This is a genomic window from Loktanella sp. D2R18, assembly GCF_003318235.1.
In the GTDB taxonomy this organism is placed as follows: Bacteria; Pseudomonadota; Alphaproteobacteria; order Rhodobacterales; family Rhodobacteraceae; genus Yoonia.
This window is the reverse complement of sequence record NZ_QOCG01000004.1, coordinates 39,031-58,614: the sequence shown is the minus strand read 5'-3', so window position 1 is coordinate 58,614 and position 19,584 is coordinate 39,031. Positions and strand designations below refer to the sequence as shown.

General features: G+C 52.8%; 22 protein-coding genes. 4 read left to right on the top strand and 18 right to left on the bottom strand.

The genetic code is table 11. From position 1 onward, the window contains the following. Positions 1-44: 44 nt before the first annotated feature. From ftsH to folD, 3 genes are all read left to right on the top strand, one after another. Positions 45-1,961 carry an ATP-dependent zinc metalloprotease FtsH gene (gene ftsH / locus DS901_RS01215; RefSeq protein ID WP_258546618.1) on the top strand — a complete coding sequence of 639 codons (1,917 nt, stop codon included), beginning with the start codon at positions 45-47 and terminating at the stop codon, positions 1,959-1,961. Positions 1,962-2,064: 103 nt separating this feature from the next. Further along, complete coding sequence (locus tag DS901_RS01210; RefSeq protein WP_113775327.1) at positions 2,065-2,643, top strand: MOSC domain-containing protein; 579 nt, start codon at positions 2,065-2,067, stop codon at positions 2,641-2,643. Between the two features lie 183 nt (positions 2,644-2,826). Further along, positions 2,827-3,720, top strand: coding sequence for a bifunctional methylenetetrahydrofolate dehydrogenase/methenyltetrahydrofolate cyclohydrolase FolD (gene folD / locus DS901_RS01205; RefSeq protein WP_113775106.1), 894 nt, complete (start codon positions 2,827-2,829; stop codon positions 3,718-3,720). A 27-nt stretch (positions 3,721-3,747) separates the two neighbouring features. Here the strand turns inward: folD and DS901_RS18930 are convergent, their stop codons facing one another. From DS901_RS18930 to DS901_RS01140, 15 genes are all read right to left on the bottom strand, one after another. Then, positions 3,748-4,068 (bottom strand): NAD-binding protein, encoded by a 321-nt coding sequence (locus tag DS901_RS18930; RefSeq protein ID WP_258546617.1) that lies wholly within the window; start codon positions 4,066-4,068, stop codon positions 3,748-3,750. After that, positions 4,046-4,534 (bottom strand): NAD(P)-binding domain-containing protein, encoded by a 489-nt coding sequence (locus DS901_RS18925; protein WP_258546616.1) that lies wholly within the window; start codon positions 4,532-4,534, stop codon positions 4,046-4,048. Before DS901_RS18925 ends, DS901_RS18930 begins: the two co-directional genes overlap by 23 nt. Positions 4,535-4,607: 73 nt before the next feature. Then, the gene (locus DS901_RS01195) at positions 4,608-5,918 is read right to left on the bottom strand and encodes an ATPase (protein WP_113775105.1); all 1,311 of its coding nucleotides are present in this window, start codon (positions 5,916-5,918) and stop codon (positions 4,608-4,610) included. 133 nt (positions 5,919-6,051) lie between these two features. Further along, complete coding sequence (locus DS901_RS01190) at positions 6,052-6,540, bottom strand: prepilin peptidase (RefSeq protein WP_113775104.1); 489 nt, start codon at positions 6,538-6,540, stop codon at positions 6,052-6,054. Positions 6,541-6,542: 2 nt separating this feature from the next. Continuing rightward, entirely contained in the window at positions 6,543-7,397 is an 855-nt protein-coding gene (locus DS901_RS01185; RefSeq protein ID WP_113775103.1) for a tetratricopeptide repeat protein, read from the bottom strand. Positions 7,398-7,422: 25 nt separating this feature from the next. Beyond that, entirely contained in the window at positions 7,423-7,983 is a 561-nt protein-coding gene (locus DS901_RS01180; protein WP_113775326.1) for a tetratricopeptide repeat protein, read from the bottom strand. A 7-nt stretch (positions 7,984-7,990) separates the two neighbouring features. Next, the gene (locus tag DS901_RS01175; RefSeq protein WP_113775102.1) at positions 7,991-8,953 is read right to left on the bottom strand and encodes a type II secretion system F family protein; all 963 of its coding nucleotides are present in this window, start codon (positions 8,951-8,953) and stop codon (positions 7,991-7,993) included. A 9-nt stretch (positions 8,954-8,962) separates the two neighbouring features. Then, positions 8,963-9,928, bottom strand: a complete 966-nt coding sequence (locus tag DS901_RS01170) for a type II secretion system F family protein (protein ID WP_113775101.1) — start codon at positions 9,926-9,928, stop codon at positions 8,963-8,965. A 6-nt stretch (positions 9,929-9,934) separates the two neighbouring features. Beyond that, positions 9,935-11,389, bottom strand: a complete 1,455-nt coding sequence (locus DS901_RS01165) for a CpaF family protein (RefSeq protein ID WP_113775100.1) — start codon at positions 11,387-11,389, stop codon at positions 9,935-9,937. An 11-nt stretch (positions 11,390-11,400) separates the two neighbouring features. After that, the gene (locus DS901_RS01160; protein ID WP_113775099.1) at positions 11,401-12,642 is read right to left on the bottom strand and encodes an AAA family ATPase; all 1,242 of its coding nucleotides are present in this window, start codon (positions 12,640-12,642) and stop codon (positions 11,401-11,403) included. Positions 12,643-12,888: 246 nt separating this feature from the next. After that, positions 12,889-13,536, bottom strand: coding sequence for an OmpA family protein (locus tag DS901_RS01155; RefSeq protein ID WP_113775098.1), 648 nt, complete (start codon positions 13,534-13,536; stop codon positions 12,889-12,891). Between the two features lie 16 nt (positions 13,537-13,552). After that, on the bottom strand, positions 13,553-14,929 hold the full coding sequence (locus tag DS901_RS01150; protein ID WP_113775097.1) for a type II and III secretion system protein family protein: 1,377 nt from the start codon (positions 14,927-14,929) through the stop codon (positions 13,553-13,555). Between the two features lie 227 nt (positions 14,930-15,156). Then, a complete protein-coding gene (gene cpaB / locus DS901_RS01145; protein ID WP_113775325.1) occupies positions 15,157-15,999 on the bottom strand; it encodes a Flp pilus assembly protein CpaB in 843 nt (280 codons plus the stop codon). Positions 16,000-16,284: 285 nt separating this feature from the next. Further along, positions 16,285-16,461: a hypothetical protein gene (locus DS901_RS18625; protein ID WP_181820705.1), complete on the bottom strand. Its 177-nt coding sequence runs from the start codon at positions 16,459-16,461 to the stop codon at positions 16,285-16,287. 131 nt (positions 16,462-16,592) lie between these two features. Next, the gene (locus tag DS901_RS01140; protein WP_113775096.1) at positions 16,593-16,781 is read right to left on the bottom strand and encodes a Flp family type IVb pilin; all 189 of its coding nucleotides are present in this window, start codon (positions 16,779-16,781) and stop codon (positions 16,593-16,595) included. 349 nt (positions 16,782-17,130) lie between these two features. Between DS901_RS01140 and DS901_RS01135 the strand changes: the two genes are divergently transcribed. Beyond that, positions 17,131-17,964, top strand: a complete 834-nt coding sequence (locus tag DS901_RS01135; RefSeq protein WP_113775095.1) for a lytic transglycosylase domain-containing protein — start codon at positions 17,131-17,133, stop codon at positions 17,962-17,964. Positions 17,965-18,005: 41 nt separating this feature from the next. On the opposite strand, the gene DS901_RS01130 is transcribed toward DS901_RS01135, so the two are convergent. Genes DS901_RS01130 through DS901_RS01120 form a run of 3 tightly spaced genes read right to left on the bottom strand, consistent with a single transcriptional unit; the run spans position 18,006 to position 19,576 of the window. Further along, positions 18,006-18,632, bottom strand: a complete 627-nt coding sequence (locus tag DS901_RS01130) for a 3-oxoacid CoA-transferase subunit B (RefSeq protein ID WP_113775094.1) — start codon at positions 18,630-18,632, stop codon at positions 18,006-18,008. A gap of 2 nt (positions 18,633-18,634) precedes the next feature. Beyond that, a complete protein-coding gene (locus DS901_RS01125; RefSeq protein WP_113775093.1) occupies positions 18,635-18,868 on the bottom strand; it encodes a hypothetical protein in 234 nt (77 codons plus the stop codon). A 9-nt stretch (positions 18,869-18,877) separates the two neighbouring features. Then, positions 18,878-19,576, bottom strand: a complete 699-nt coding sequence (locus DS901_RS01120) for a CoA transferase subunit A (protein WP_113775092.1) — start codon at positions 19,574-19,576, stop codon at positions 18,878-18,880. Positions 19,577-19,584: the final 8 nt, after the last annotated feature.

Genomic DNA, 19,584 nt, shown 5'->3' with positions numbered 1-19,584 from the left:
AACGACTCTGTCGCTTTCATTCCCCGACTTCAAAGGAGCTCCCCTTGGGCAACGCGCGAAATATGGTCTTTTGGATCGTCTTGTTTTTGATGGTTCTTGGACTTTTCCAAATCTTTAGCGGCACACCACCGTCGGCACGTGGAAACAGCCAAAGTTACACACAATTTGTTGAGGCTGTCGAAGCAGGACAAGTGACCGATGTGACAATCGACGGCGAGAACGTGCGTTACACCGCGAGCGGTACAAACTTTACGACTATCAAGCCAGAAGATGCTGAAATCACAGAGCTTTTGGTTGAAGCAGACGTGCCTGTCACCGCTATCAGTCAAGAGACTTCGCTGCTGCAAAATTTCTTAATTAGCTTGCTGCCCTTTGTGTTGTTGATCGGCGTTTGGGTCTATTTCATGAACCGGATGCAAGGTGGCGGCAAAGGCGGGGCGATGGGCTTTGGTAAATCAAAGGCCAAGCTGCTGACTGAAAAGAATGGGCGCGTCACGTTTGACGACGTTGCAGGCATCGATGAAGCCAAGGAAGAGCTTGAAGAAATCGTCGAGTTTTTGCGCAACCCGCAAAAATTTAGCCGCCTTGGCGGGAAAATCCCAAAAGGTGCGCTGCTTGTTGGCCCCCCCGGTACGGGTAAAACCTTGCTTGCGCGTGCAATTGCAGGCGAAGCGGGTGTGCCATTTTTCACAATTTCAGGGTCTGATTTTGTTGAAATGTTCGTGGGGGTGGGCGCATCGCGTGTGCGCGACATGTTTGAACAAGCCAAAAAGAACGCTCCTTGTATCGTCTTTATCGATGAAATCGATGCTGTTGGCCGTGCCCGTGGCGCTGGCCACGGTGGCGGTAACGACGAACGCGAACAGACCTTGAACCAATTGCTTGTTGAAATGGACGGGTTCGAAGCCAACGAAGGCGTGATCATCGTGGCCGCGACCAACCGTCGTGACGTGCTAGACCCAGCGTTGCTGCGTCCTGGCCGCTTTGACCGCCAGGTCACCGTGCCGAACCCGGATATCAAAGGCCGTGAGAAAATTTTGGGCGTGCATGCGCGCAAAATTCCATTGGGTCCAGATGTTGATCTACGCATTATTGCGCGTGGTTCTCCCGGATTTTCTGGTGCCGATCTCGCGAACCTTGTGAACGAGGCGGCGCTGATGGCCGCCCGTATAGGACGTCGTTTCGTGACGATGGTCGACTTTGAAAGTGCTAAAGACAAGGTCATGATGGGCGCGGAACGCCGGTCAATGGTGATGACCGCCGAGCAAAAAGAAATGACTGCCTACCATGAAGCGGGGCACGCGATTGTGGGCATCAGCCTGCCAAAATGTGACCCGGTCTATAAGGCAACGATCATTCCACGCGGGGGTGCGTTGGGCATGGTGATGAGCCTGCCTGAGATGGACCGGTTGAACATGTTCAAAGACGAATGCCATCAGCGGCTTGCGATGACGATGGCAGGTAAGGCTGCTGAAATCATCAAATACGGTGAAGATCAGGTATCCAACGGCCCTGCGGGCGATATTCAGCAAGCCAGCCAATTGGCGCGCGCGATGATCTTGCGCTGGGGCATGTCGGATAAAGTTGGCAATATCGACTATTCCGAAGCCCACGAAGGCTATCAAGGCAATACGGCGGGCCTGTCCGTGTCGGCCCATACCAAAGAGCTGATCGAAGAAGAAGTCCGCGAGTTTATTCAAAATGGATATGAGCGCGCGCGTGAAATCTTGATCGATAAGAACGATGAGTTTGAACGTCTTGCACAGGGCTTGCTTGAATATGAAACGCTGACAGGTGCAGAGATTAAGCGCGTTATGGCAGGCGAACCACCCCATGCGGGCGAAGATGATGACGGCGATGCCGCAAAATCTGAAACGCCTTCGGTGACGGCGATCCCAAAGACCAAGCCGAAAAAGCCCAAAACACCGGATGCCGGGCTAGAACCCGAACCATCAGCATAATTCAAGAAAACGCTGTCCCATTTGGGGCGGCGTTTTTGCTTGAATAGATTGACCGCACGTGGTGCATTCGTCGCAAACACCCGTCCGACAAAAGGAACGCGCCTTGCCAGCCCTCAAACCGACCGAAATCACAGGCGAAGTCGTATGGATTGGCCATGTGCCAGATCGCGACGCGTCGCTGCGCGCTACAAACCAAGCGGAGGCGGTGCTAACATTTGCGGGCATTCCGGGTGAGGCGCATGGGGGTGAGATACGCCCAGCATGTTCGCGCGTGGTCAGCCAATATCCCCGTGACACGCCGATCCGTAATGTGCGGCAGTTGACGGTTCTCGCGGCCGAAGAATTGACATTGATCGCTGCGGCGTGTGGGCTTGACCAGCTAGACCCCGCAGATGTTGGCGCATCGATGGTGATCAAAGGTATTCCTGATTTCACGCACCTCCCCCCATCGTCGCGGCTGCAATTCCCGGACGGCTCTGCCATCGTGGTGGATATGGAAAATCGCCCCTGCCATCTGCCCGCTAAGGTCATCGCAGAAGATAATCCAGAAGCTGGGCGCAAGTTTAAGGCTGCGGCTAAGGACAAACGTGGCGTGACGGCCTGGGTGGAGCGTGAGGGGAAGGTCGAGGTTGGCGACGCTGTGCGCCTGCATGTGCCCGACCAACGCGCATGGCAGCCATAGGTTTCTGATCAGAAACGCGAGCCGTACCCGGTGCCGAAAAACCGCGAAATTATGTCGGATTAGGGGATTACATCCCGTATTGCATGGATAAGTTGACGCCAATGAGGCTGTGTATTTGCTTACCGTTGGAGTTGGCGGTCGGGCAGCGGAGCCTTCATACGTAACCAACGCCGGGGATATACAATGACAGCAACAGTAATTGACGGAAAAGCCTTTGCCGCGACAGTGCGCACGAAAGTCGCCGAGCACGTCACCCGTCTCAAAGAAGTGCATGGGATTACACCAGGGCTCGCCGTGGTGCTTTTGGGCGAAGACCCTGCCAGCCAAGTTTACGTGCGTTCCAAGGGGAAAATGACTGTCGAAGTTGGCATGAACAGCTTTGAACACAAATTAGATGCGCAGACATCGGAAGCGGAATTGCTTGCTTTGATTGCGAAGTTGAATGCGGACCCGGATGTCCATGGCATCCTGGTGCAGCTGCCACTGCCCGGGCATTTGGACAGTGACTTGGTGATCAATAGCATTGACCCAGCCAAGGATGTGGATGGGTTCCATGTCTCAAACGTGGGCCTTCTAGGCACAGGACAAAAAAGCATGGTCCCCTGCACCCCACTGGGGTGTCTGATGATGTTGCGCGACCATCATGGGTCACTTTCTGGCATGAATGCTGTCGTTGTAGGTCGTTCGAATATTGTTGGCAAACCGATGGCGCAGTTGCTGCTCGGTGATAGCTGCACAGTGACTATCGCGCATAGCCGCACGAAAGACTTGCCCGCCGTGGTGCGCCAAGCTGATATCGTGGTTGCAGCCGTGGGCCGCCCGCAGATGATCCCAGGTGATTGGATCAAACCGGGTGCCACGGTGATTGATGTGGGTATCAACCGTATTGATAAGCCAGAGGGCGGAACCCGGCTGGTGGGTGATGCCGACTACGATAGCTGCGCCGCTGTGGCTGGGGCGATAACCCCGGTACCGGGCGGGGTTGGGCCGATGACGATTGCTTGCCTTCTGGCGAATACTGTCACCGCCTGTAGTCGCGCCAACGGGTTGAAAGAACCCGAAGGGCTGACTGCCTAACTGAGGTAGGGTGGATCAAGATCCACCTTACGATTTGACGCGCGGCTTAAGCTGCCTGATCGCCGTTTGCACGGCTTCGGGTAGAGCGGTGTTGCTGTCGGGCGCGATATAGAGTGCGGCGCTGACATCTTTGGCCAAAATTCCAATGCTGTTGTCATCGCCGAACCCGTCACGTGCGAATTCAATAGCGTCAAAGCCTGAGGCCAACCAGTTTTGGCCCGAGGCGCTTGCGATCAATGCGAGCAACTTGTCCTCATCCACGCCCTGTGTATCTCCCCAGTCCAGCACCAACCGGGTCATTGCTGTATGTGACGCGGCCAGCATATTATTCAAAACCTTGGCCGTCATTCCGGCGCCGAAGTTGCCCATCGGATGGATCGCTGCACCCATCGTCTGCAAAAGCGGCATAATCGGCGTTGAATCGCCACCGACCATAAAAGGTCAATGCCCCTGCGCGGGCACGTACTTGCGCTCCGGACATCGGCGCATCGATGATAGTGATATGGGGAGGGATACGTGCGCGCAGGGATTTGACGTAATTGGGGGAAAGGGTCGAGCTGATCACAATCGTCTGCAAAGCGCGGGCGCTGGCGACGACATTTTGATCTTCAAAGAGCAATGCATCGGTTTCTGCCGCGTCGCGGACGACCGTGATCAGCGTTGTCAGCCCCTCGCAAAAGGTATCAACATCTGTGCCAACCCCGGCAGAGGCACGCGGATCATAGCCACGAGCATCAAATCCAGCCGATTGTAGGTTGGCCAACATTGGCCCGCCCATGCGGCCGCATCCAGCCACCCCAATAATTTTTGTCATTTTGTACCCCCCAAAAGAAAAAGACTTCCCTTTGGGTAAAGGGAAGTCAGTTGCTTGGGAATTTAAAATGTCACTAGTGAATGATTTCTTCTTCTTTCACGAACATGTTGGCCCATGCGCGATCAATCAGATCCGGTGTCATTTGATAGGGGATGCCTTCGAATTCACAGATCGAGATCATCTGATCGATCAAGAAAATCGGCTGATAGTTGGCGTAGACATTGTCGATTTCTGGGTAACGCGTGTTCAACAGGTGAACCAGCGTATCCTCATCGAGTGGCATTTTACGTTTACGTGCGACCATTGCGAAAATCTTAAGGAAGTCTTCTTGGTGCGGGCCGTCGATCTTAATCTTATAGAAAATCCGGCGCAAAGCCGCCTTATCGAAGATCGCGTTCGGGTGGAAGTTGGTTGAGAAAATCACAAGCGTGTCAAAGGGAACTTCGAATTTTTCACCCGATTGCAGCGCAAGAATATCTTTGTTTTCTTCGAGCGGAACAATCCAACGGTTGACGAGGGTTTGTGGTGGTTCTGCCTGACGGCCAAGGTCGTCCACGATGAAGATGCCGCCAGTTGATTTCAACTGCAAAGGCGCCTGATAAGTCCGCGCGGTGGGGTTATAGACAAGATCAAGCATGGATAGTGACAGTTCACCACCCGTAATTACGGTCGGGCGTTCGCAGCGCACATAGCGGGTGTCGAACCGGCCAGAAGTCCGTCGCAGGCTGTTGGGATCGTCCACATCGTCTTCGGCGGCGGAATGCACAATCGGATCGTAAACGGTGATCACCTGACCGGAATATTCAATCGCACGTGGGACATAGATTTTATCGCCCAACGCATCGCGGATACCATTTGAGATGGATGATTTCCCGTTACCCGGAGGACCATACATGAGGATCGAACGGCCTGCGCTGATGGCGGGGCCAAGGTTTGATAACAGGTCTGGCGGCAACACAAGGTGCCCCATCGCGGTCGATAGCTGTTCACGTGTGATCTGGATATTCCGGATCGACTGGCGTTCAATCTGTTCGCGGTAGATATCAAGCGGGACGGGCATCGCACCGTAATATTCAGACTGGCTAAGCGCATCCAGCGCGCGCGCGCGTCCGGCGTCGGTCAATTGATAACCCATCTCATTGCCGCTGTTGGCGTTCAGCGTGCCGCGCGCCTCAAGCAGGAGCTGGCTGCGTGCCATGTCGACCAATTCTTGGGTGACGGGGACGGGCAGGCAAATGGCGCGGCTGATCAGCGAGACCTGATCAAGGTTCATCCGGAACATTGTTTTGATCAAAATATCGCGCATCATCGACATAGGCAGCAGCATGCCTTCAAGACTACGCGGCGCCGGGGGGGCCATTACACCAGAGGATTGCACGTTCATGACATTCTTGCCTATCGTAAAAAGATTCGAATTCCGCAGAATCTGCGGCGGTTTTAACTAAGATTACAGCCTATTGTGGCGAAATAGTGAACAAACAAGTGCCTGTAAGGGGCACGGCCTATGTTGTCTTTGTTTAACGCGTAATCGCAACAACTAGTAGATAAAACAAAAGCGTCCCGCTTAAAGCGAGCCCTTTTGGAAAACGGTCGTTGTCCCAGCTAAGCCAATCAGGCGCGATTTTACGCAGCGGGCTATGTTTGGCCAAGCGGTGTGTGACCAAGGCGGCCAAAAGGCATGAGGCGTAGATCAACATAAACATGCGCAGATCGGCAACAGCAACCATAGGGGCCGCCGCAGCCATAAATTTCACATCGCCACCGCCAATGACCCCAGACATCCAAAACAGGATTCCGACCGCAAGCACCACCGCAAAATGGGTCCAGTGCCACAGGTAGGTGACAAAGGGCAGTGCAAAAATCCCAAGGACGGCAAAACTGAGCAAAAGCGCGCCTGCCGCAAGATTGGGGATCTTCATGACCCGCATGTCGTTCCAGGCCACGAAAACTGCGATTGGGATAACCGCAGGCAAAAACCAAAACGCTGCGTGTGCTGTCAGTCCCATAGCTAGTTTGTCGCGTTGTTTTCAAGGGCCTGCAACGCGCGCACGGCTTCTTCAAAGTGACGCGGGTGAGTTTCGATCGCATCGGCTAACAGTGATTTACCAATCGAGACATCATTTTGTTTAATTGCCGCGAGCGCGAGGGTGTAAAGCAGTTGGGCACGTTCAACTTGGTTCATGTCTACAACGGGCAGCGCATAATTGCGCTGTGCACCGCGTGCAAGCACGAGGTTGTTTTTGGCAGTAAACAGGGTTGAGTCATGGCGCAAAGCGTCGAGGAACAGCCGTTCAGCACCACGGAAATCTCCGCGGGTTAATTTGGAATACCCCCAGTTGTTATAGACCGAGGCCGGGCGCGTTGTCAGGCCCGCGGCAGTTTGATAGAAACTATCCGCCTTGTCCCATTGTTGGCGGCTATCGGCGACCATGGCCTCAAACCGGTAGCGTTTGAACGTTTCAAAGGTTGGCGGCACTGTGTTCAGCGTGGCGGCAGCATCGTCCCAAGCACTTGCCCGTATATGCGCGCCTGCAAGTTCAACGCGATCTTCACTCGTGGCTTCAGGATGTGCGACAACGGTATTCCATGCTGCAATCCCTTCAGTCACACGGGATGCACGGATCAGTGATGTTGCAAGGCCACGCTGCAGTTCGATATTGTCCGGGTTGGCGGCAAGCGAGGCAGAGAAATGTTGGACCGCTTCGTTGGGGTCGCCCATTGTCATCATGAGTTCGTTGACGTTTTGCGCATCGCTGGCGTTGATGTCGTTGATGGCTTCTTGAATTTGCTCTTCTGTCGATTTTGCACAGGCCGACAGGGTAAGCGTTGCTAGGCAAAGCGAAAGAATAATTGGGTGGCGCATTTTAGCGTCCTTTTGCTGCTCATACTCAGAGATCAGACATCAGCACGAAATCACCTGTGCCGCGTCGGATCAAATTGAAGTTCTGGTAATCTTGTACCACAGTATTGTCGTTGTTTTCCAACATTGCGAGCGCTAAGCGTAAATTGTCGCGGATTTCGTCCGAATTTCCGTTATCTGCGGCATATGCGCGTCGGAAAACCTCACTTGCTTCTGCAATTTTACCACGCTCCATCAAAACGACGCCAAGATTGTTCCATGCGGGTGGAAAGCTGGCATCCAATTCAACAGCATCACGCAACCGACGTTCAGCCTGTCCAAGACGCCCGATATGCAGGTTTGCGGACCCAATTGCCGATAGCGTGTCGACGTTGAGCCCGTGCTGGATTGCCGCGCGATTATAGGCTTTGAGCGCCAGTTCGTATTCGCCTGCTGCCATCAAACGATGGCCTACAATCAACCCGTCAACATTGCGTTCACCAGACACACCGGGCGCAAATACCCCATCGCCCGAATTATCTAACCCGTCGTTGGCACAGGCGGTCAACGTGGTGAAAACGATCCCCAGAAGGGCGAGCCGAGGTTTCATTTTCCGATCAGCCCAAGTTTTTGGCGATCGCATAGATCGATGGGCCAATCAAAATCGCCATTAGCGGCGGCACAGTCAACATCATGGTCGCCAATGTCATTTTTGTTGGCAGTTTGTTGGCTTTTTCTTCGGCGCGCATGACGCGTTTGTCGCGCATTTCAAGTGAATAGACCCGCAACGCATCTGAAATCGATGTACCAAATTGCTGCGATTGGACCAGCACGGTGACAAAGCTGGTGATGTCCTGCACGCCGCAGCGTTCGGCCATATCTTTCAGCACGGTCGTTTTGTCCTTACCCGCTTTGGTTTCTTGCCCAACCATTTCAAATTCATCAGAAATATCAGGAAATCCAGAACGAAGTTCAGTTGCCACACGCATAATCGATTGATCAAGTGATTGCCCCGCTTCAACGCAGACCAGCATCAAGTCGAGCGCGTCGGGAAAGCCGTTTGTGATTGCTTCTTGGCGCACGGCTTGTCTACGAGTGACCCAATATTTGGGCAGAAAATAACCCGCCCCGGCAGGTCCCAAGATCATGAGCGCTAGATCTTGCGATGATACTTCGCCTTGCGACATTTTGAAAACAGCATACATGCCACCAAGTGCCAGCCCAAAGATACCCAGTGTGAGTTGCAAGAAGTTATATGTACGCACCGCTGTTTTGCCACGGTAGCCCGCTTGCAATAGCTTTAGCTTGACGGCTGAATATTCATCTTCGTTTTGTGGTTCGAGGAAACTCGAATATTTCTCGAGCTTGTCTTTGCTCGAGGCAGTACGGAGTTTTTCGCCCTTCGCGGTTTTCTTATCTGTGCTGTGTGTACTCGCTTTTAAGCGGTTAAGCGGGTCATCGTCTTTCTTGAGCAGAACGGGCAGGGTCACCAGAACCAAAAAGAAACCAATAAGACCGACAAGGATGATCAGTGCGTTTGGTCCAAGAAGTTCGGTAAGCTGTGCTTGAATGTTTTCCATGGTGCCCCCTTAGACTTTAATGTTCACAAGTGAACGCATGACGATCATGTTCAATACGAGAAAGGCACTGATCACAAAACATGCCGGAATGAAGGCAGAGCTTTCCATGACCTCATCGAAATAGTCGGGTTTGACCAAAGTGATCAGGATCAATGCAAGAACTGGGAAGGCCGACAAGAGGTTGCCAGACCATTTTGCTTCTGCAGTAATCGCACTAACACGGCGGAAAAGGCGAAACCGTGCGCGGATAACCTTTGCAAGACCATCTAGAATTTCCGCCAAGTTACCGCCGGATGTCTGTTGAATACTGACAGCAACGGCCAAGAAGCGCATATCTTGGTTATCCAAGCGTTCTGCCATTGATTTGAGGGTTTCCCCCATATCGCGCCCATATGCAGCCTCGTCCGAGATCATCCCAAATTCCGTGCCCAGCGGGTCAGCAATTTCCGTTGAAACAATCTGCAGCGAGTTTGAGAACGGGTGACCCACGCGCAGCGAACGGACCATAAGTTCAACGGCTTCTGGAAGCTGCTCAGCAATCATTGACATGCGTTTGTTTGCCTTGCGGCTGATCCAAACGTAGACGCCGCCAACGCCCATCAAAACCGCGACAGCAGCACGCGCAGGCACGCCAAGCTGGGTCAGGAAAGTCAGCATCACAAAGGCGACAACGCTAATGACGCCCATCAGCATGATGATTTGTGGCGGGGTAAACACGATGTTCGCCATCTGCGCTTTGTTCGCCAAAATCGAATAGATCGGAATGCTCTGCGAACGCATATGCTGCGACATTTCTTTGCGCAGCTGATCAAGAACCTGTTCGCGGTTCCCGCCTTTATCAAGCATCTCAAGACGACGGTTAACCTTCCCGTCCATGCTGATAGATTTGCCGAAAATCACAAGGTAGACACCCTGAACCATCGCGACAACGGCGACAAAGATCAGGATATAAATTACTGGGGCAGCCGAAATCATGCGTCGTTACTCCGCAACCATTGGTTCAAAGATAGCAGGAGGCAAATCGTATCCCCACAGTTTGAAGCGGTCAGAATAGTGGCTGCGCACGCCTGTCGCTGTAAAGTGCCCGATAATCTTGTTGTCGGGGGTTAGGCCGACACGCTGATACCGGAAGATTTCTTGCATCGAAATAACGTCGCCTTCCATCCCGGTGATTTCGGTGATTGACGTCATGCGGCGCGACCCGTCTTGCAGACGAGAGGCCTGCACGATCAAGTTCACCGCTGATGAAATCTGGCTCCGCATCGCTTTCAGCGGCATTTCGATCCCGGCCATCGCGATCATGTTTTCCAAACGGGACACGCCATCACGTGCAGAGTTGGCGTGAATCGTGGTCATTGACCCATCGTGGCCGGTGTTCATGGCTTGCAGCATGTCGATAACTTCTTCGCCACGCGTCTCCCCCACGATGATGCGATCTGGACGCATCCGCAGGGCGTTTTTCAGACAGTCGCGCTGGGATACGCCGCCTTTACCTTCGACATTCGGTGGACGGCTTTCCATCCGACCAACGTGCGTTTGTTGGAGTTGAAGTTCGGCCGTATCCTCGATCGTTAGGATACGTTCGGCGTCATCAATAAAGCCCGAAAGCGCGTTCAATGTGGTCGTTTTACCAGAACCCGTACCGCCAGATACGATGACATTTAGGCGGGTTGAAACGGCGGCTTGAAGATAGGCGGCCATTTCTTCGGTAAATGCGCCAAATTTGACCAGCTCTTCGATCCCAAGCTTATCTTTCTTAAACTTACGAATAGAAACGAGTGACCCGTCGACTGCGATAGGCGGTACCATGGCGTTGAAACGCGAGCCGTCTGCAAGGCGCGCATCGACGTAAGGGTTACTTTCATCGACGCGGCGACCGACGGCGGAAACGATTTTATCGATGATCCGCAGCAGGTGTTTTTCATCTTTAAACGTGATGTCGGTGAGTTGCAGTTTACCGTCGCGTTCCACAAAGATCTGCTGCGGCCCGTTGACCAAAATATCGTTTACAGATTCGTCTTTAAGCAATGTCTCGAGCGGACCAAGCCCCGTGACCTCGAAGAACAGATCCTGGCTAAGCGCTTGCCGTTCGTCCCGGTTCAAGACGATGCCCATTTCCTCAAGCGATTCATTCGCAATTGAGTTGATCTCGTTACGTAGCTCGGCCTCTGACGCGGATTCCAATGCGGCGAGGTTCAAATTGTCGAGCAGCGACTTGTGCAATTCGAGCTTGATCTCGCCCAGACGTTCCTTGCGGCGCTTGTCCTTATCGACGGGGCCCGCTTCGCCGGCCCGCTTTTCGGGCATCGCCTTCATCAGCGATTTACGTGCCTCATCCACTTTTGGGGCCGCCGCTGGGGCGACGTTTACCTTTGGGCGGCCCGCCGCGGCAGGAGTATCTTTGGGTGCGTTGGGTTTTTTATATTTCGAAAACATATTGTTGCCTCTTAAGCTCTCGCGTCAGCTTCAGCTTGGTTGACTTCATGTAGTGACTTCGCAAATTTAGTAATTTCTTTGCGCAATGGGTTCTTGGGGATACCAACAGCCATTGGCGATCCGTGGTCAGAGCTTTGCATGACGGGCTTGCCGCCGTCAGGCATTAGCACGTCAATTGAAATCCCCAGACTATCCGCAAGGCGTTTGACCCGGCTTTTGCCGTTCATATCGGTAAACCCAGGTGCGCGGTTGAGAATGAAGCGGATTTTGTCGAACGGCAGGTCTTCTGACTGCAGTGCGCGTTTCAGGCGCAAAGTGTTCTGCGCAGATCGCATATCCAGTTCGATCATCGCGAGATAGATATGCGCGGTTTCAAGAACAGTTTGCGACCATTCGATCATCGTCGTTGGCATGTCGATGATGACATAGTCGAAATTGACCCGTGCGACTTCGATCACACGCGCAATATCTTCGGGCGTAATCATGTCCAACGGAATCATGTCCGTTGGTGACGTCAGCACGTGCAGTTTGTCCTCATAGGTCAGCATTGACTGCAAAAAGGCTTCCGAATCCATTGATTCTGTGTCGGTCAGCATTTCCAACACGGCCTCGCGGCGGGGCAGGTCAAGGTAGGTCGACACCGACCCGAACTGAAAATCGAGATCAAGCAAGCAAACCTTGGGTGGGTTTTCCTTGTCAATGTTGGCAAGTTCCCAAGCAAGATTGACGGCAAACATCGTCGCACCGGTGCCGCCAGCAATGCCGTGGATTGGCACAACAACGCCAGAGTGATTCCCCGTTGCGTTAAAGCCTTTGGTACCCTCGGCGGGTTCTTCTGGTTCTTGTGCGGTCAGGACGCGTTCAATCGCGCGCGCGAGTTCATTTTCAGGGAGCGGGTAGGGCACAAATTCGTCGCCGCCTTCGCGGAGCAATTGGTGCAACGCGGTAGGGCTAACATCTTCTGCGATAAGAATAACTTTGATTTTGGCGGCTTTGGCGACAGCGATCACTTCGGACACCAACGGCAAGTTGTCTTCGTCATTGACGTCCATTGCGATCGTGACAAACTGGAGGCTACGCGCCTCTTTTTGCCCCAAAAATGCGACAGCGTCTTCAAAGCTCAGGTCGCCCCATGCGTCGCCAAGTGCGGCTTCCATGTCTTCGATTAACAGATCAAAAATCTGTACATCGCGGCTGATCGTACACGCTACAATCGGGGGCGCATCGTGTTGTACGGCCGTAGTATCAGTCATTCTTTGTCGTCCTCATCGGTGTTGTGATTCCATCTTAGCCCACCAGCAAGTGCAAGCGCTAGAGCGATAGAATATAAGGCGCGGCCGCGTTGCAGTGGCGCACTGTGTTCGGAGATAATATTGGGGGCAATCGTGTCGAATTTTGGACCAAAGACCCACATTTCAGGTCAGTGTTGCGAAAAATGTAACTAAAAAGAGAATGTCCACGCCGAAACTGTGTTCGGCGTGGACATATTTGGTAGGCAGTTATTCGCTAGCGATCGTTGTGCCTTCGAGGGCGGTAGCTGGTACCGCGCGTTCGATATACGAGCGATAGATAACTTGCGCATATTTGCCATCAAGCACCAATGGATCGGTTTCAACGAACCCTGATACTTCAGTAACCGTCCGGCGATTGCGGCGCTCACGATCGTTTGTTGCAATCAACGGCTGCGTTTCGCCGAAGGACGCGACAGCTTCGAGTCGATCCCGTCCAATGCCTTGCGACGTCAGATAAGCAACAACTGCTTGCGCGCGGCGTAGGCCAAGGCTACGGTTGTACGATTGGCTACCGACAAGGTCGGTGTGCCCGTAGACCCGGAAGCGGACTTCTGGGAACTGACGAATCCAATCTGCTTGGCGCGAAAGAATACGCTGGGCATCTGCATCAAGAACAGTCGAGTTGAACTCGAATGTGACTGTTGAATCAATCTCGGACGCGAAACGGCGCGCTAGATTGACGCGGTAGTCTTCTTGCGCAGATTGAACCATCACGTTGTTCATCGTCGCGTTACCAAAACCACCGCCGTCGACGACAGCCCCTGCTTCGTATTGAAGTTGAGGGAAGTCATCAGTGGTTGCCGAGCAGCCCGCAAGGAGCGCAGCGGCCATTGCTGTTGTCATAAGTTTTTTCATTGACCTGTGCTCCTATTCATTCGTCCATGACGTAGCCGTAAGAACCGGTAAAGTCCTGACGCGCTACTTCACCGGCTGCGCCGGGGATTTGGGTGCCGGCGGATGTTTTGCCGAGCAAGAACAGATCGGCTTCGCTTGGCAGCTGCACACGATCGGTTGGAAGCGACAAAGCCGCGCCACGAGTTGGCGATACCAAGTGCGGAGTCACAATGATAACAAGCTCAGTTTGCTCGCGCTCATAGGCCGCACTCCGGAACAGAGCGCCCAAGACGGGTACATCCCCGATCCATGGAACCGATTCGGTTAGATCGTTAAAGTCGTCTTGTAACAAACCCGCAATCGCAAAGCTTTCGCCATCGCGCATTTCGACTGTTGTGTTGGTTTCGCGGCGTGAAAACGCGTTAATTGAGAACTCGCCAGACGTAAACGAATTGGTCGTGTCGATCGCCGATACCGCCGCACTAAGTTCAAGGTTGATAATATCATCATCGACAACGGTTGGGATAAAGTTGAGTTCAACACCGAAAGGTTTAAACTCTACCGTGATCGTATCTTCGTCTTGTGCTACTGGTACTGGATATTCACCACCAGCCAAGAACGATGCCTCTTGACCGCTTAGCGCTGTAAGGTTCGGCTCTGCCAATGTCCGTACAAGGCCGCGCGATTCAAGCGCTTCAAGCGTTAGACTTACATCCATTGCACCTGCGCCGAAACCAAAGGTAACCGCGCCGTTAGACCCGGCACCTGCGGCAGGAGTAGTTCCACCGTTGACACTCAGCCCATTCGATGTACCGAGTACGGAGAAGTTGGTGCCAAACGATTTACTTACAGAGCGGTTCATTTCTGAAAAACGCACCTGCAGCATTACCTGTTGCGTGCCGCCGACGACCATCAGGTTTGAAACCCGATCAGGTGCGTAGCGGTTCGCCAATTCAAGAGCACGCTCAAGGCGCGCGATTGAGCTGACCTGTCCAGAAAGTACGATGCCATCATTGGCCGTGCGTACTTCGATGTTTTCACCTGGAAGAATCTGGGACAAGCGCTCTTTGAACTCGCCCATGTCAGGTGAGACATGGATCTCAACGTTGGTAATCAGACGCCCATCAGCGCCCAATAGGGTTAGGGTTGTGCGACCCGGCTCTTTGCCCAAAACGTACAATGTGCGTTCTGAAAGCGAAGAAATATCCGCGATGCCAGGGTTAGCGATAGAAACGTTCGTATAAGGAACGTCGCTTTCGACAACCACGGCCCGGTTCATTGGGACGCTGAGTGCACTGGATGCCGCGCCGCGCAAGACGCGCAACGTTTCAGCCGGTGCCATTGTTGGTGCTGTCGCAGTAAGCGACAACGTTAAGCCGGTAAGTGCGGCTTTGATAAATCTGTCATACTTCATAAGTGACCTGCCTCTCCGATCACGCCTCGTTGCTAGGGTCTTAATGCCCATGATGCAGCGACCATGCGTCACTCGCGCATTTATTGCAATAATCAATAGGTTGGAAGGCAAAGCGAATGTGGACATCGCGCAACACTATGCCTCAGAACGCAAAAGCGCCCGGACTTGACCGGGCGCTGATCTTCATTGAAATTGCCATCATAGTAATGGTTTTATCTGAAAAGGGATCAGTTTTCGCAAGGAATAACGGTATCTGTCTGCACGCGTTCTGTCCCACGTAGAACATAACGATAGCAGATTTCTTCCTCTTCAACGACGTCTTCTTCAACGACTTCTTCGATGATCTCGCCGGTCACCGTTAGGTTGTCTGCGGAAATATTTCCGGTGATGGCGGCTGAATCACCAGAACCTACGAGCGATATCGTGATAGTACCGCTGGACTGCGCTTGCGTTAGCTCGGCGACTTCTTGGGGGGTAATTTGGACGATGACTTGATCAATCCCGTTTGAACGATCCTCGTTTGGCGCTGCGATAATCTCCAAGCCCGATTTCAAAAGATTTGTTACGCGGCGTCCAGACTGCAGTTCGCCGCTCCAGTATAGGTCGATGCGATCGTCCGGGCGCAAAGTGCCAAAACTACCTGTTACCCGACCTTGAATCGGAAATGCGCGCATGCCTGGATCAAGGAGTGCAGTCAGGCCTCGCGTCGCACCTGGGGCGGCGAGGCGGCTCTGCGTCAAAGGCTCGTTCGGAATAATCGGCAGGATTACCACGCGTGATTTCGCGGCATATTCTGGGGGGAACAGGACTTCTTCTTCCCGCAAGATACCTTCTGGTAGCGAGTCGCGGGCGTATTTTATTAGTATGACATCGTCTGCTGTCAGCACTTCGCCATATGTGAACGCTTTGTTCACCGTGTAAACGTCAACCGTTTGCACAGCACCGTCGCGCTGCGCTTCGGCACGCGCGAGTTGACTTGCCGTTTGTTCGATTTGTTGGTTCACCATATAGACGGCAAAGCCAGCTAGGCCCATGCCGACCAATAAAACCAGTCCAAAAACTCCACGCATTATCGCATCCTTCGATTTTTTGAGTGCCATCGAGCATTGTGGCTGGCACTGTAACCCCATACCCTGACAGGCTATTAGCTTTGCCGCGTTTTAGACCATTTGGAAAGGGGATTTCAATGCGCGAGGTGCATGCCCGGTAAACATGCCAACTTGGGGGTGTGCATTTGACACAGTATTGAGAAGCTCACCGTTGCCAACTGGAGGCACAAACGAGTTCTGACTTGCTCTAACTTGTGTCCAGCAGTGGTCTGCATGATAAAGACGTCGGATTTACCCTGACGCCTATTAGGGATTCACATTATCAAGAGTGTTTTCGATTTCGTTCGCAAGGTTGATTGCGCCGGGAGAAAATGTGGTGACCACGACCAAACCGAGCGTACAAATAGCGCCGGTAAGAACCACAAAGTCTACGGTAACAGCACCGTCCTCTTCGGCGGCGAGACGTTTCAAAATCTGCTTCATCCTGTGTCCTGTCTGTGTCAGCGTTTGGAGTAATCTTAAAAAAGGGCGCGCCACAAAATGTGGCGCGCCCTCAAACTTTTAGCCATCTTGCTGAGTAGCGCTAACGCACTACTCAACCAGCCAAGAAGCGCTTACGGGTTCAGGTTGGTTGCTTGGCTGTCGAGATTGGTTTCGATTTCGTTGGCAAGGTTTTCTGCGCCGCTAGAAATAGCGCCACCAACAGCCAGGCCAAGAACAACGATCGCAGCAGTCAGAACTACGAAGTCAACTGTTACAGCACCGTCTTCGTCGTTGCGGAAGTTTTTGATAAAGTTAAGCATTGAATTCCCTCCTCAGGGTATCATTAGGGTTTATTTCGTTCCTCGCCAGGTCAGCGTTACTAGGTGTTTAGCAAAGCCCCTGTCTTGGATGCCCCTATATAGCCTGTAGAATGGGGCGGGAGTTTGACGCCTTTCATTTTTTTTTCGGACAGCCAATTTTTTTGCGATACAATGTCGTAACTATTTGTATTAATAGTATTAATTAATGTACTCGGTGTTTCGGTGTTTTGATGTCCGTTGCTAAAAGGTCGGCAATAGGGCCTAAATGACATAATTGTTTTCCGGAATCTGGAGTTTTGGCGGTTTTCTGCCATGATTAGGGTAATAAAAATGAAGAGCAGGACAGATCATGAATCGTAAGATTCCTTTTTTAGTGGCCTTGGCGCTATCGGTCAGCAGTTCTAACGCCACTGCAGAGGTAGAGCGGCTACAACCGGATTTCACATTTCGGATGGTTTCGGTACCGACTGCAGGGTCGACGGTACGGATTGACGTACAGATTGATCCGAATGCGCCACGTCTGGGTCCTGTCTATTCAGAGGAGCCTGAAGTGGAAGAGGCATCCGCGGTGATTACCGTGCCGCAATCTGCGGGAACTGACTGGTTTTGGAACAACGTATCTTACGGGATCAACGATTCCTCTCCGGCGCGGCTCGAAAGCGCGCTTAAGCAAATCAACAACCCACCCGCAGGCGAAGGAGTTTCTGCACCGCGTCTGCAAAGTTTACAAGATATTGCAAATGCACATGGTCTCGCGATTTTGACCGAGACTGTTGGCACGGACGTGTCACCGGCATTGGTGCTGGCCGTGATTTCGGTGGAAAGCGCGGGGCGCACCGATGCCGTGAGCAGCGCGGGCGCAACTGGGTTAATGCAATTAATGCCGGCGACGGCCGCGCGTTTTGGCGTGACCGACAGTACTGATGGCGCCCAAAACATTAAGGGCGGCGTTGCCTACCTTGGTTGGTTGCTCAATGAATTCGGGAATGACCCGGTTCTGGCGCTTGCAGGGTATAATGCGGGCGAAGGCAATGTCATGCGTCACGCTGGCGTTCCGCCGTTCTCGGAAACACGGGCCTACGTGCCAAAGGTATTGGCGGCGTGGCAGGTTGCGAAGGGGCTTTGCAATACGCCACCAGAATTGATCACTGATGGCTGCGTGTTCAACGTGAACGGAATTTAAGTATTGGGCGACACTCTATTATATCGTGTCGCCCAATCTGATTAGACGATTGTCGCTTCGGTAGCGGCGCGTAGTTCATCTTCGGTTACGCCGTCAGCGCATTCGACAATGTGCAGCCCGCCTTCAACAACATCAAGCACACCAAGATTAGTGATGATACGGTCGACGACCCCTTTACCAGTAAGTGGCAAGGTGCAGGATTTCAGCAATTTGCTGTCGCCGTGTTTGGATGTGTGATCCATCACGACAACGACACGACCGACGCCAGCCACAAGATCCATCGCGCCGCCCATGCCTTTGACAAGCTTGCCGGGAATCATCCAATTTGCGAGATCCCCGTTCTCTGCGACTTCCATCGCGCCCAAAATCGCCATCGCGATCTTGCCACCGCGAATCATGCCGAAAGACTGCGCGCTGTCGAAATATGCGGTTTGGGGCAATTCGGTGATGGTTTGCTTGCCTGCGTTGATCAGGTCCGCGTCGATGTCCTCTTCGGTCGGAAACGGCCCCATGCCAAGCATGCCATTTTCTGACTGCAACGTGACTTCGACGCCCTCGGGGATATAGTTGGAAACCAGCGTCGGGATACCGATGCCGAGGTTTACATAGGTGCCATCTTGCAGTTCTTGCGCCGCGCGCGCGGCCATTTGGTTGCGATCCCAAGACATGATTAATCCTTCCCAGAGTTAAGAGAGGTCTTGATCTCTGCAAGACTTGTTTTGATTTCGCTCAATTGGTGTTCCAGCATGAGACTATGTGCGGTGCTCAGCGTCATGCGCTGTAATTCGGTGTCATCACCAACAAATGTATCGTGAACCATTGCGCGGGCAATCACGATCCAATGATGGAAATCGCGCAATATTTCTCGATCTTGTTCGGCCTTAGATGAGTTATGATCTGACATGCTTTTCCCCTAGGCTGCAGGGCGCGTTGTACGTTGCTCAATGCGTTTTTCGTGGTCGCCTTGAATAATGCGATGCACATAAATGCCGGGCAGGTGGATATGGTCTGGATCAAGGCTGCCAGTTGGAACGATTTCTTCCACCTCAACAATACAAACCTTGCCACACATTGCGGCTGGCGGATTAAAGTTGCGGGCGGTTTTCCGGAAAATCAGGTTACCTGTTTCATCGGCTTTCCACGCCTTGACGATGGCCAGATCAGCAAAGATGCCTTCCTCCATAATGTAGGTTTCACCATTGAAATCTTTATGGTCTTTGCCTTCGGCAATTACTGTGCCGACGCCGGTTTTGGTGTAAAACCCTGGGATACCGCAGCCGCCAGCGCGCATGCGTTCGGCTAATGTGCCTTGGGGATTGAATTCCAGCTCAAGTTCGCCGGACAGGTATTGACGCATAAATTCCGCGTTTTCACCAACATAAGAGCTGATCATTTTTTTGACCTGACGGGTCTGCAGCAAAATACCGATGCCAAAATCATCGACGCCCGCATTGTTGGATGCAAACGTAAGGTCTTTGGTGCCTGCGTCTTTGATCGCAGCGAGCAATAATTCAGGGATGCCGCATAGACCAAAACCCCCGGCGGCAATGAACATACCGTCGAACAACAACCCATCAAGGGCCGCGGCGGCATTCGGATATATTTTCTGCATTTATGGTG

Excerpts from the sequence above, each read along its gene's own strand:
- cpaB (WP_113775325.1), bottom strand. The coding sequence starts at position 15,999 with ATGCGTGGAGTTTTTGGACTGGTTTTATTGGTCGGCATGGGCCTAGCT.
- DS901_RS01175 (WP_113775102.1), bottom strand. The coding sequence starts at position 8,953 with ATGGAAAACATTCAAGCACAGCTTACCGAACTTCTTGGACCAAACGCA.
- DS901_RS01160 (WP_113775099.1), bottom strand. The coding sequence starts at position 12,642 with ATGACTGATACTACGGCCGTACAACACGATGCGCCCCCGATTGTAGCG.
- DS901_RS18925 (WP_258546616.1), bottom strand. The coding sequence starts at position 4,534 with ATGACAAAAATTATTGGGGTGGCTGGATGCGGCCGCATGGGCGGGCCA.
- DS901_RS01130 (WP_113775094.1), bottom strand. The coding sequence starts at position 18,632 with ATGTCTTGGGATCGCAACCAAATGGCCGCGCGCGCGGCGCAAGAACTG.
- DS901_RS01140 (WP_113775096.1), bottom strand. The coding sequence starts at position 16,781 with ATGCTTAACTTTATCAAAAACTTCCGCAACGACGAAGACGGTGCTGTA.
- DS901_RS01190 (WP_113775104.1), bottom strand. The coding sequence starts at position 6,540 with ATGGGACTGACAGCACACGCAGCGTTTTGGTTTTTGCCTGCGGTTATC.
- DS901_RS01120 (WP_113775092.1), bottom strand. The coding sequence starts at position 19,576 with ATGCAGAAAATATATCCGAATGCCGCCGCGGCCCTTGATGGGTTGTTG.
- DS901_RS01155 (WP_113775098.1), bottom strand. The coding sequence starts at position 13,536 with ATGAAAAAACTTATGACAACAGCAATGGCCGCTGCGCTCCTTGCGGGC.
- DS901_RS01135 (WP_113775095.1), top strand. The coding sequence starts at position 17,131 with ATGAATCGTAAGATTCCTTTTTTAGTGGCCTTGGCGCTATCGGTCAGC.
- folD (WP_113775106.1), top strand. The coding sequence starts at position 2,827 with ATGACAGCAACAGTAATTGACGGAAAAGCCTTTGCCGCGACAGTGCGC.
- DS901_RS01170 (WP_113775101.1), bottom strand. The coding sequence starts at position 9,928 with ATGATTTCGGCTGCCCCAGTAATTTATATCCTGATCTTTGTCGCCGTT.
- DS901_RS01165 (WP_113775100.1), bottom strand. The coding sequence starts at position 11,389 with ATGTTTTCGAAATATAAAAAACCCAACGCACCCAAAGATACTCCTGCC.
- DS901_RS01195 (WP_113775105.1), bottom strand. The coding sequence starts at position 5,918 with ATGAACGTGCAATCCTCTGGTGTAATGGCCCCCCCGGCGCCGCGTAGT.
- DS901_RS01150 (WP_113775097.1), bottom strand. The coding sequence starts at position 14,929 with ATGAAGTATGACAGATTTATCAAAGCCGCACTTACCGGCTTAACGTTG.
- DS901_RS01125 (WP_113775093.1), bottom strand. The coding sequence starts at position 18,868 with ATGTCAGATCATAACTCATCTAAGGCCGAACAAGATCGAGAAATATTG.
- DS901_RS18930 (WP_258546617.1), bottom strand. The coding sequence starts at position 4,068 with ATGACGGCCAAGGTTTTGAATAATATGCTGGCCGCGTCACATACAGCA.
- DS901_RS01180 (WP_113775326.1), bottom strand. The coding sequence starts at position 7,983 with ATGAAACCTCGGCTCGCCCTTCTGGGGATCGTTTTCACCACGTTGACC.
- DS901_RS18625 (WP_181820705.1), bottom strand. The coding sequence starts at position 16,461 with ATGAAGCAGATTTTGAAACGTCTCGCCGCCGAAGAGGACGGTGCTGTT.
- DS901_RS01185 (WP_113775103.1), bottom strand. The coding sequence starts at position 7,397 with ATGCGCCACCCAATTATTCTTTCGCTTTGCCTAGCAACGCTTACCCTG.